Source organism: Nocardia sp. JCM 38205, assembly GCF_058222935.1.
Map to the genome: position 1 here is coordinate 814,123 of NZ_JBYHFL010000002.1, position 10,377 is coordinate 824,499.

Genomic DNA, 10,377 nt, shown 5'->3' on the forward strand with positions numbered 1-10,377 from the left:
CTGGCTGTGCGAACTTCACGGTTGGTGTCCTCGGAACACGTGCGTGACCTGCTGTCGGGGACCGGTGCGACGGTCCGCGACGAGGTGCGGCTGGCGGAACTGACGACGCTGCGGGTGGGCGGGCCGGCCATCGTCGCCGAATGCGCGAGCACCGACGCCCTGGTCGCGACGGTCCGTGCCCTCGACGGCGCGGGTATCCCGCTGCTGCTGCTCGCCGGTGGCTCCAACCTGCTCATCGGCGATGCCGGCTTCGACGGTGTGGTGGTGCGGGTGGGCAATACCGCCGTCACCTTCGGCGCCGACGGTGTGCTCGCGGAGGCGGGCGCGAACTGGGACGCGGTGGTCGCGGCCACCGTCGACGCCGGGTTCGGCGGTCTGGAATGCCTGTCCGGAATCCCGGGGTCGGCCGGGGCGACGCCGGTGCAGAACGTGGGCGCCTACGGCGTCGAGGTCGATCGGCTGCTGCGCCGGGTCCGGCTGCTCGACCGCGGCACCGGCGATATCCGCTGGGCCGAACCGGCCGAACTCGGGTTCGGATATCGCACCAGCGTGCTCAAGCACAGTGATCGGGCGGTGGTGCTCGCGGTCGAGTTCGCGCTCGATCCGAGCGGGCACAGCGCCCCGCTGCGGTACGGCGAACTCGCCCGCGTGCTCGGCGCCGGCGACGGCGAAACACGGCCCGCCGGGCAGGTCAGGGAGGCCGTGCTGAAGCTGCGCGCGGGCAAGGGGATGGTGCTCGACCCGGCCGATCACGACACCTGGAGCGCGGGGTCGTTCTTCACCAATCCGGTGGTGCCGCAGGAGCGGGCCGAGCAGGTGCTGGCCGCGATCCGCGCGCATGTCGGCGACGTCGCGATTCCGACCTATCCCGCACCGGACGGGGTGAAGCTGTCGGCGGGTTGGCTGATCGAGCGGGCAGGCTTCGGGAAGGGGTTCCCGGGGCCGGAGGCCGCCGCCCGGCTGTCGACCAAGCACACGCTGGCATTGACCAATCGCGGCCGGGCGACGGCGGCCGATCTGGCCGCGCTGGCGCGCACGGTCAGAGACGGGGTTGCCGATCGGTTCGGCATCGGGCTGGTTCCCGAGCCGGTCACCGTGGGGATCACGCTGTAGAACTCACCCCGATCGAGTTGCTGCGCGATTGCTGTGGCCAGGCGATGCGCTGTCGGCAAACATCGCCCTCGACGTGGCCGAACACACACCGCCACGCGCCCGATTCGACCAGAGGATGGGCCGACCACCGATTAGCCGGGCGTAGATTCGATGGGGTGAGCAACCGACCAGACACGTTCCGGCCGGCTGCCGCTGTGGCGGGTGTGCTGCTCGCGGTGGTGGCGCTGATCGCCGGATGCACCATCGACCGGGGCGAAGGCTCCGGCCCGGCGCCGGACGAACCGATCGCCTCGGTCACCATCACGCCCGGCGACGACGCCGCCGACGTCAACCCGACCGCACCGGTCTCGGTGACCGTCGAGAACGGCACCATCAACCAGATCGCGCTGACCAACGCCAACGGCAGGCAGGTCACCGGTGAGATGTCGCCGGACAAGCGCAGCTACCGCACCACCGAGCCGCTCGGCTACGACTCCTCCTACACCTGGACCGGCACCGCTATCGGCACCGACGGCAAGCCAGTCCCGATCGACGGCACTTTCAGCACGCTCGCGCCGAAGGCCACCGTGCCGGCCACCCTGAATATCGGAGACGGTCAGGAAGTCGGCATCGCCGCCCCGATCATCGTCCAGTTCAAGGCGCCGGTGCAGAACAAGGCCGCGGTGGAGAAGGCGCTCACCGTCACCACGAATCCGCCCACCGAGGGCGCATGGGCCTGGTTCCCCGACGACAACGGCGGCTCGCGGCTGCACTGGCGGCCCAAGGAGTACTGGACCCCCGGCACCAGCGTGCATGTGGCGGCCATGCTCTACGGGCTCGACCTCGGCAACGGCAATTACGGCGACTCCGATATCACCTCCGATTTCACCATCGGCCGCGCCCAGATCGTCAAGGCGAACGCGCCGAGCCACCGCATGCAGGTGGTGCGCGACGGTGCGGTCATCTTCGATTTCCCGGTGAGCTACGGCGAGGGCAATGAGGCGCGCAACGTCACCCGCTCGGGCATTCATGTGGTGACCGAGAAGTACGAAGACTTCATGATGTCGAATCCGCCGTACTACGAGAACGTGCGCGAACGGTGGGCGGTGCGGATCTCCAACAACGGCGAGTTCATCCACGCCAATCCGGAATCGCTATCGGCGCAGGGCGCGGCGAATGTCACCAACGGGTGCATCAATCTCTCGCCCGCCGACGCCGAGGCCTATTTCGCGACGGCGTTGTACGGCGATCCGGTCGAGGTCACCGGCACCAGGATCGAACTGTCGGCGGCCGACGGCGATCTCTACGACTGGACCATCGACTGGGAAACGTGGACATCGATGTCGGCGTTGAACGGCAAGCCTGCCACCACTATCTCCGCGACTCCGGTCCCGCCGCAGCCGGCGGGTGGACGCTGAGCCCGGTATCGACCGACGCGCCGAGATTCCGAGCACCGTCGACGCCGAGATCGCGAATCTGCGAATCCTAAGGCGTGTCGGAGGATTCGTCGATCAGATGCTCGAACGCGCGCAGATTCTTCAACGATTCGCCCCGCGATACCCGCCACTTCCATTCCTTGCGGATGGATTCGGCGAACCCCAGTTCGAGCAGGGTGTTGAAATCGAAGTCGACGGCCTCGAGCACCTGGCCGAAGATGCGGTCGAGTTCATCGGGGTCGACCGCATGGTTGGAGATCCGGCCCACCAGGTAGATGTCGCCCACCCGGTCCAGGGTGTAGGCCACGCCGTAGAGCTTGCGGTTGCGGCGCAGCAGGTACTTGTAGACGCCTTCGAAGTTCTCGTCGGGTTTGCGGCAGACGAACGATTCGATGCGCACACCGTGCTTGCCGACGGTGAGCATGAGCGTGGTCTTCAGCTTGCGCTCGCCGGGCAGCACCACGACGAAGGTGTCTTCGGCGGGACGGGTGTATTCGATCTCGCGGTCGGCCAGCGTCGCGTCGATCACGTCGGCGACGGCGGCCGCTTCGGGTACCTGGCTCATCGGCGTGCTCCTGTCCGGCGCCGCCACAGCGCCCGCGATCTGGCCTGACTGTCGCCGAGGATAGTCGTGCGGGCCGAGAGAGCGGCGAGGCCGGCGCGGTCGTCGGTGTAGCGGGACAGCGCCGCCGAATAGCTCGCCAGCAGCCCGTCGGCGGTGTGCGCCCAGGAGAAACCCGCGGCGTGCTCGACCGCGCGGGCGCCCATCAGTTCCAGCCGGGCCGGCGCGTCGAGCAAGGTGGTCAGGGCATCGGCCCAATCGTCGGTGCGATGTCCGGGCACCAGCAGGCCGGTGCGCCCGTCGTCGACGGCGGTGCCGAGCCCGCCCACATCGGCGGCCAGCACCGGAGTTCCGCTGGCCTGCGCTTCCAGCGCGACCAGGCCGAAGGATTCGTTGTAGCTGGGCACGGCGACCAGATCGGCGGCGCGGTAGATCTGTACCAGCCGGTCCGAGGATTGCGGCGGCAAGAACGTCACCCGATCGGCGATGCCGAGTTCGGCGGCCAGTTCGATGAGCGCGTCCGGGCGTTTCAGGCCGCTGCCCGACGGGCCGCCGACGATCAGCACCCGCAGCTTGCGATGCGGTTCGCGGCGCAATACCTCCGCCGCGGCTCGCACCAGCACATCGGGCGCCTTCAACGGCTGGATCCGGCCGATGAACGCGACCACCTGCTCGTCGCGGGGCAGGCCGAACTCCGCGCGCGCGGCGGCCTTGTCGCCGGGCCGGTAGCGGCTCAGATCCGCGCCGGGCGGCACCACGTCGATCCGGGCGGGGTCGGCGCCGTACAGCTCGACCAGCTGGCGCGCCTCCTCACCGGTATTGGCCACCATCCGGTCGGCCTCCGCGATCACCTGCTTCTCGCCGATCTCGCGGGTCGCCGGCTCCGGGCAGTCGCCTTCGGCCAGCGCTGCGTTCTTCACCGCGGCGAGGGTGTGCGCGGTGTGGATCAGCGGCACCCGCCAGCGGTCTCTGGCCAGCCAGCCGACCTGGCCGGACAGCCAGTAATGCGAATGCACCAGGTCGTAATGGCCGGGCAGATGCCTGGCCTCCTGGCGCAGCACCTCGGCGGTGAACGGGCAGAGTTGCGTGGGCAGATCGTGTTTGTCCAGGCCCTCGAAGGGGCCCGCCACCACATTGCGCACCAGCACACCCGGTGCGGCTTCCTGCACCGGGGGAACATTCGAGGAGGTGGCCCGGGTGAAGATCTCCACCTCGGTGCCACGCCGGGCCAGCTCGATGGCGGTCTGCAGCACGTAGACGTTCATGCCGCCCGCATCGCCGGTGCCCGGTTGCGCGAGTGGTGAGGTATGCACCGACAACACGGCGATCCGACGGGGCCGTGGTTCCGGGCGTTGACTCACACTGTCCATACTGCATCGTGTAACGCCGCGTTCAGGTGCCCGCTTCCCGTCGAGTGACAGCCATCACAGGCCGACTGTGAGCCCGCTCACGGCCGCGTTTCGGGGCGCACCGCTCGGGTGCCGCGTGTCCGTTCGAGCGTGCCGGTTCACAGCTCGTCGATGAACTCGCTGACCTCGGTGACGAAGCGTTCGCGGTCCTCGATGAACAGCCCGTGCTGGGCGTCCGCCCAGAACGAGGTGCGCGATTTCGGGGCCAGCTCGGCGATATAGCGGCCGTTGTCGATCGGGACAACGGGATCGGCGGTGCCGTGCAGCACCAGCACCGGAATGTCGAGGTTGCGCAGGGTCTCGGAGTTGTCCACGGTGCGGTAGAACAGCGCCTTGCGGACGAACGGCGGAGTCGAGAGGCTGGCGCCGAACAGGCGCTGTGCGTCGACGCCCTTGTCGGCGCCCGGTCCGGTATTGGAGTTGCCGAACGCAGCGAAACCTCGCATGGCCCGGCCCGCGCTTTCCTCGAACACCGATGGAATCGCGGCCTGCATGGCCGGGCCGACCGCCGCACCCGGGACGTCGGGGCCGATATTGGCCAGCGAGCCGCTGAAGATCACGCCGGCGATCGCGCCGGTGCCGTAGGCGGTCAGGTAGTCGCTGATGGCGATGCCGCCGTAGGACCAGCCGAGCAGCACCGCGCCGGACTCGATGGATTCGGCGGACAGCACCGCGGCCAGGTCGGCGGCCCAGTTCTTCGGGTCGTCGTAGCCGGCCCGCGGTGCCCCCGAATAGCCGTGCCCGCGCAGGTCGACCGCGATGACGCGGTACCGCTCGGCGAGATCGTCGGCGGCCCGGCCCCAGCACCGCAGGTTCGCCGACCATCCGTGCAGCAGCACCAGCGGTGTGCCCTCGGCTGGCCCGCTGACCCGGTAGACGATGCTGGTTCCGTCCGCGCTGACGACTTCCCGAATACCCATGGCGTCAGGCTAGCGGCTCGCCGGACGCGGCGGCTCCGCCGAGCGCGCGATCGGCGTCCGGTGGTGTGATCCGTAGCGGGCGCGCGGCGATGCCGGTGGGGGCACCTTAGGCTCGGAGTCATGAGTGAGCGCAGCGAGGGAACAGTCGACGCAGCCACGAGCACACGTACCGCCGTCGTCACCGGAGCGAGTTCGGGAATCGGTGCGGCCACCGCTCGCGAGCTCGCGAAGCAGGGCTACCACGTGTACGTCGGGGCCCGCAGGCTCGATCGACTGCAGCGGCTGGCCGAGGAGATCGGCGGGACGGCCCTCGAACTCGACGTGACCTCCGACGACTCGGTGCGGGCGTTCACCGACGCGATCGACCGGGTGGACGTGCTGGTCAACAACGCGGGCGGGGCCAAGGGCCTGGCGACGGTCGCCGAGGCCGACCTCGACGACTGGCGTTGGATGTGGGAGACCAATGTGCTCGGCACCCTGCGGGTGACCAAGGCGCTGCTGCCCAAGCTCATCGACTCCGGTGACGGGCTCATCGTCACCATCACCTCCGTGGCCGCCTTCCACGCCTACGACAACGGCTCCGGCTACACCTCGGCCAAGCACGCCCAGGCCGTGCTGCACCGCACTCTGCGCGGCGAACTGCTCGGCAAACCGGTCCGCCTCACCGAAATCGCCCCGGGCGCAGTGGAAACCGAGTTCTCCCTGGTCCGCTTCTCCGGTGACGAGGAGCGCGCCGTCAAGGTCTACGAAGGCATCGATCCACTGGTCGCCCAGGACATCGCCGAAATCGTCGCCTTCACCGCCTCCCGGCCGCCGCACGTCAACCTCGACCAGATCATCGTCAAGCCGCGCGATCAGGCCGACCCCGGCCGCTTCGCCCGCCGCACCTCCTGAGCCGGCCGCGCGGAAGCCTCGGCCGAATAGCTCTCGGCGGCGCTTTGTCACACTCGCGGGCACCACCTCGTCGGTGTGATGACAACGCCGGATGCAGGAGGTAGTGATGCGAGTTGCGGTGCTCGGTGCGAGCGGACGGATCGGCCGTGAGGTCGTGGCTGTTCTGCAGAATCAGGGCCATGAGGTGGCCGAACTGACGCGGGCGGCGGGCGTGGACGCCTTGTCCGGCGCGGGACTGGCTCCGGCGCTGGCCGGAGCGGACGTGGTGGTCGACGCGACCAACGCGTCGACCACGGAAACCGCTGCGGTACAGGACTTCTTCGCCACCATCGCCCGGAACGTCCAGGAGGCGGCCTCGGCGGCGGGGGTGCGGCGGATCGTCCTGGTGTCGATCATCGGCATCGATGCGTTCCCGGCCGGCCACTACGCCGGCAAGCTCGCCCATGAGCGTGCATATCGGGAAGGCCCGGTGCCGGTGCGGATTCTGCGGGCCGCGCAGTTCCACGAATTCACCGAGATGATGCTGGAGTGGACCACCCGCGGTGACACCGCCTACGTCCCGGCGACTCGAACTCGACTCGTCGCCGCGCGCACAGTCGCGGAGCAGATGGTGACGCTGGTGCTGGCCGACTCCGCCCTGGAGATGACCGAGATCGCCGGTCCGGAGGAACTGAACCTGGCCGCGGCCACCGCGCGGCTGGCCGCACGGCGCGGTAGCCCGGCGCGGGTCGAGGAGATCGTCGACGACGACGATCCGAACCGGGATCTCCTCGCCGCGGGTGCGCTGCTGCCCGGTCCGGGTGCGATCATCGCGGGCCCGACCTTCGAACAGTGGCTCGATCAGCACTATCCGCAGCACGGCTAGCCCGATGTCGTGCGCCGGTCGGCGGAATGGCCCGGCCGGCCGGCCCGGTGCATCCCGCAGCCGGGGACGATCAGTGCGGACCCTTGCCTAACGCGCCGGCAGGGGAGCATCGTGAAGAGCACCGGTGGCGCCACCGGGCGCTGCCCCGAAGCAGAGAGGGGGTGGATCGTGTACGCGCGATCTACCACGATTTTGGCGCAACCCTCCGCTATCGACGCCGGGATTGCGCATATGCGTGATGTCGTGCTGCCAGAACTCCAAGAGATACCAGGGTGCGTCGGATTGTCCCTGATGGTCGACCGGACCAGTGGCCGCTGCATCGCCACCAGCTCCTGGGAGACCGAGGACGCCATGCATGCGAGCACGGAGCGGGTGGGCCCGATCCGTGAACGCGCGATCGCCTTGTTCGGCGGGAGCGCGCACGTCGAAGAATGGGAAATCGCCGGCTTGCACCGGGCCCACCGCACCCACGAGGGCGCCTGCGTGCGCGCGACCTGGGTGAAGACCGATGCCAGCCGCATCGACGCGGCCGTCGAGGTCTACAAGGCCAGCACCCTGCCCGCGATGGAGGAACTCGACGGGTTCTGTAGCGCGAGCCTGATGGTCAACCGCAAGTCCGGCCGGGCCGTGTCCTGCACCACCTATGACGATGCCGAGGCCATGCGGCGCAGCCGCGAACAGTCGGCGGCCCTGCGCGTGGACGCCGCCAGGCAGACCGGGGTCGAAGCGCTCGACGTGCGCGAGTTCGAACTGGCGATCGCGCACCTGCGGGTGCCGGAAATGGCATGAGGTTTCCGGCAGCGGGCTGACACGCGAAGGAACCGGCGGGTCGCGAGCAGGCGACCCGCCGGTTCGGCGTGCCGCCTCCGCTGAGCACCGGTGCGGATGGGCCGGTACTAGACCTCGCCCGATGCCCGCCGGAAACTGTGGTGCCGCCGCTGTTCGCAGACGGTGACGGAGTACTCGCTGTAGAAATCGGTGCGACCGAGACGCTGGGCGTTGCGGTGCTCGGCGTCGTTGCGCCACGCGTCGTGATGGGCGCGGTTGTCGAAGACGACGATAGAGACCCGTTCCCCGTCGGCGGCGGTGTAGGACTTGATCTCGACGAAACCGGGCATGGCGCGAGCGCGTTCCTCCATCCGTTCGGCCATGGCGGCGTAGCCGTTGGCCTCGGCGTCCGGGCGTAGGCGCGAGCGGAAGATGGTCACGATCTGCGGGTTGTCATCGGTCACGTGCTGAGCATGCGTGGATTCGAGGGCCGAATGCCAGCGAATTCTCGACACCGGCATTGCCTGCGGGCGACGGAGCTGTACGGCCCGGACCACCGGGCCTGCTATGTCGCCCACCGAGCCCGTCCGCTGTGGGCGACAATCGCCCCGGCACATCGATCAGGGAGGCTACGTGGCGATTCTGGCGCTCGATATCGGGGCGACGAAGTTCGCGGCCGGGGTCGTCGACGATGCGGGCCGGGTGAGCGCGGTGCGGCGGGTCGCGGTTCCGGAGTCGGGGGTGTGGGCGGCGTGCCGGTCGCTGCTGCTCGCGGTGGCCGCGGGGGAACCGGTGCGCGCGGTCGGGATCGGATCGGCGGGGCCCGTGGATGTGCCTGCGGGAGTCACCGGCCCACTCAATATCCCGGAGTGGCGCGACGGTTTCGCGATCGGGGCCGCGGTCGGCGAGCTGTTTCCCGGTGCCGCAGTGCGATTCGCCATCGACGGTGCGTGTCTCGCACTGGCCGAACAACATTCGGGCGCGCTGCGCGGTGTGCCGAACGCGCTGGCGATGACGGTCTCGTCCGGGATCGGCGGCGGACTGCTGGTGGATGGCCGCGTCGCCGTCGGGCGTACCGGCAATGCGGGCCACATCGGCCACATCGTGGTGCCCGGCTGGGATGTGCCGTGCGCCTGTGGCGGATACGGCTGCGTCGAGGCCATCGCGAGCGGGATGTCGTCGGCGCGGTGGGCCAGAGAGCAGGGCTGGCCGGGTGCGGACGGGGCCGAGTTGGCGCGGGCCGCCGCGGCCGGTGATCCGATCGCCGTCGCCGCGCTCGAACGGGCGGGCACCGCCCTCGGGCAGGCCATCAGTTCGGCCGCGGCGCTGCTCGATGTCGACACCGTCGTCATCGGCGGCGGCTTCGCGCACTCGGGGGAACCGCTGTGGGCGCCGATGCGCGCGGCGATCACCCGGCACGCCGGGCTGAACTTCATCCGCGAGCTCCGGGTGGAACGGTCCGCCCTCGCCGACGGAGCGACCCTGGTCGGCGCCGCCATCCTCGCAGCGGACCTGCCCGCGCCCGGCTGATTCCGGTCGACCTCCTGACCGGCGCGTCCACCGCTCGAGGTGCACGCACGCCGCCGATCCGGCCATGGCAGGATGGCCCGCATGACGTACACCCTCGTGTTGCTGCGCCACGGCGAGAGCGAATGGAATGCCCTCAATCTGTTCACCGGCTGGGTGGACGTCCATCTGACGGACAAGGGCATCGCCGAGGGCAAGCGGGCCGGTGAACTGCTGGCCGAGCACGGCATCCTGCCCGACATCGTCTACACCTCGCTGCTGCGCCGCGCGATCAGCACCGCCAACATCGCGCTGGACGCCGCCGACCGGCACTGGATTCCGGTGGTGCGCGACTGGCGTCTGAACGAGCGCCACTACGGCGAGTTGCAGGGCAAGAACAAGGCCCAGATCCGCGACAAGTACGGCGATGAGCAGTTCATGCTGTGGCGTCGCAGCTACGACACCCCGCCGCCGCCGATCGAGGCCGACAACGAGTACAGCCAGACCGGCGATCCGCGGTACGACGGCATCGAGGTGCCGCGCACCGAATGCCTGCTCGACGTGGTGAACCGGATGGTGCCCTACTGGGAGTCGACCATCTCCAAGGAGCTGCTCTCGGGCAAGACCGTGCTGGTCGCCGCGCACGGCAACTCGCTGCGCGCCCTGGTCAAGCACCTGGACCAGATCTCCGATGACGATATCGCCGGCCTCAACATCCCCACCGGCATCCCACTGCGCTACGAGCTCGACGAGAACCTGCGCCCGGTGCGCCCGCGCGAATACCTCGACCCGGAGGCCGCCGCCGCGGGTGCCGCCGCCGTCGCGAGCCAGGGCGGTAAGTAAGCACCTCCCGCACTCTCTGTCAGCGCGGGGGGGGGTGTTTTGGGGGGGGGGGGGGGGGGGGGTTTGGGGGGTTCTTTCTCCC

At 69.5% G+C, this 10,377-nt stretch carries 11 protein-coding genes; 7 read left to right on the forward strand and 4 right to left on the reverse strand.

Annotated elements, in window-relative coordinates; genetic code table 11:
• The first annotated feature begins 21 nt into the window (after nucleotides 1-21).
• The gene (locus AC4HOU_RS10570) at nucleotides 22-1,113 is read left to right on the forward strand and encodes a UDP-N-acetylmuramate dehydrogenase (RefSeq protein WP_490724472.1); all 1,092 of its coding nucleotides are present in this window, start codon (nucleotides 22-24) and stop codon (nucleotides 1,111-1,113) included.
• A gap of 155 nt (nucleotides 1,114-1,268) precedes the next feature.
• The gene (locus tag AC4HOU_RS10575; RefSeq protein ID WP_280212584.1) at nucleotides 1,269-2,510 is read left to right on the forward strand and encodes a L,D-transpeptidase; all 1,242 of its coding nucleotides are present in this window, start codon (nucleotides 1,269-1,271) and stop codon (nucleotides 2,508-2,510) included.
• 67 nt (nucleotides 2,511-2,577) lie between these two features.
• On the opposite strand, the gene AC4HOU_RS10580 is transcribed toward AC4HOU_RS10575, so the two are convergent.
• From AC4HOU_RS10580 to AC4HOU_RS10590, 3 genes are all read right to left on the reverse strand, one after another.
• Nucleotides 2,578-3,093: a type III secretion system chaperone family protein gene (locus AC4HOU_RS10580; protein ID WP_014353195.1), complete on the reverse strand. Its 516-nt coding sequence runs from the start codon at nucleotides 3,091-3,093 to the stop codon at nucleotides 2,578-2,580.
• Nucleotides 3,090-4,460, reverse strand: a complete 1,371-nt coding sequence (mshA, locus tag AC4HOU_RS10585) for a D-inositol-3-phosphate glycosyltransferase (protein WP_490724430.1) — start codon at nucleotides 4,458-4,460, stop codon at nucleotides 3,090-3,092. The genes AC4HOU_RS10580 and mshA overlap by 4 nt, the downstream gene beginning before the upstream one ends.
• 137 nt (nucleotides 4,461-4,597) lie before the next feature.
• Nucleotides 4,598-5,419, reverse strand: a complete 822-nt coding sequence (locus AC4HOU_RS10590; protein ID WP_490724431.1) for an alpha/beta fold hydrolase — start codon at nucleotides 5,417-5,419, stop codon at nucleotides 4,598-4,600.
• A 120-nt stretch (nucleotides 5,420-5,539) separates the two neighbouring features.
• Between AC4HOU_RS10590 and AC4HOU_RS10595 the strand changes: the two genes are divergently transcribed.
• From AC4HOU_RS10595 to AC4HOU_RS10605, 3 genes are all read left to right on the forward strand, one after another.
• Nucleotides 5,540-6,313, forward strand: coding sequence for an SDR family NAD(P)-dependent oxidoreductase (locus AC4HOU_RS10595; protein ID WP_490724432.1), 774 nt, complete (start codon nucleotides 5,540-5,542; stop codon nucleotides 6,311-6,313).
• Nucleotides 6,314-6,419: 106 nt separating this feature from the next.
• Nucleotides 6,420-7,178 carry an SDR family oxidoreductase gene (locus AC4HOU_RS10600; protein WP_490724433.1) on the forward strand — a complete coding sequence of 253 codons (759 nt, stop codon included), beginning with the start codon at nucleotides 6,420-6,422 and terminating at the stop codon, nucleotides 7,176-7,178.
• A gap of 168 nt (nucleotides 7,179-7,346) precedes the next feature.
• The gene (locus AC4HOU_RS10605; RefSeq protein WP_490724434.1) at nucleotides 7,347-7,967 is read left to right on the forward strand and encodes a hypothetical protein; all 621 of its coding nucleotides are present in this window, start codon (nucleotides 7,347-7,349) and stop codon (nucleotides 7,965-7,967) included.
• A 107-nt stretch (nucleotides 7,968-8,074) separates the two neighbouring features.
• Here AC4HOU_RS10605 and AC4HOU_RS10610 read toward each other — a convergent pair whose 3' ends face one another.
• The gene (locus AC4HOU_RS10610) at nucleotides 8,075-8,410 is read right to left on the reverse strand and encodes an antibiotic biosynthesis monooxygenase family protein (protein WP_490724435.1); all 336 of its coding nucleotides are present in this window, start codon (nucleotides 8,408-8,410) and stop codon (nucleotides 8,075-8,077) included.
• Between the two features lie 169 nt (nucleotides 8,411-8,579).
• Here AC4HOU_RS10610 and AC4HOU_RS10615 point away from each other — a divergent pair, with 169 nt between their 5' ends.
• Complete coding sequence (locus AC4HOU_RS10615; RefSeq protein WP_194989267.1) at nucleotides 8,580-9,476, forward strand: ROK family protein; 897 nt, start codon at nucleotides 8,580-8,582, stop codon at nucleotides 9,474-9,476.
• An 81-nt stretch (nucleotides 9,477-9,557) separates the two neighbouring features.
• Nucleotides 9,558-10,295 (forward strand): phosphoglyceromutase, encoded by a 738-nt coding sequence (locus AC4HOU_RS10620; protein ID WP_163810240.1) that lies wholly within the window; start codon nucleotides 9,558-9,560, stop codon nucleotides 10,293-10,295.
• Nucleotides 10,296-10,377: the final 82 nt, after the last annotated feature.

What these genes read in the sequence shown, in the direction of transcription:
- AC4HOU_RS10580 (WP_014353195.1), bottom strand. Translation starts at nt 3,093, where the DNA reads ATGAGCCAGGTACCCGAAGCGGCCGCCGTCGCCGACGTGATCGACGCG.
- mshA (WP_490724430.1), bottom strand. Translation starts at nt 4,460, where the DNA reads ATGGACAGTGTGAGTCAACGCCCGGAACCACGGCCCCGTCGGATCGCC.
- AC4HOU_RS10590 (WP_490724431.1), bottom strand. Translation starts at nt 5,419, where the DNA reads ATGGGTATTCGGGAAGTCGTCAGCGCGGACGGAACCAGCATCGTCTAC.
- AC4HOU_RS10595 (WP_490724432.1), top strand. Translation starts at nt 5,540, where the DNA reads ATGAGTGAGCGCAGCGAGGGAACAGTCGACGCAGCCACGAGCACACGT.
- AC4HOU_RS10600 (WP_490724433.1), top strand. Translation starts at nt 6,420, where the DNA reads ATGCGAGTTGCGGTGCTCGGTGCGAGCGGACGGATCGGCCGTGAGGTC.
- AC4HOU_RS10620 (WP_163810240.1), top strand. Translation starts at nt 9,558, where the DNA reads ATGACGTACACCCTCGTGTTGCTGCGCCACGGCGAGAGCGAATGGAAT.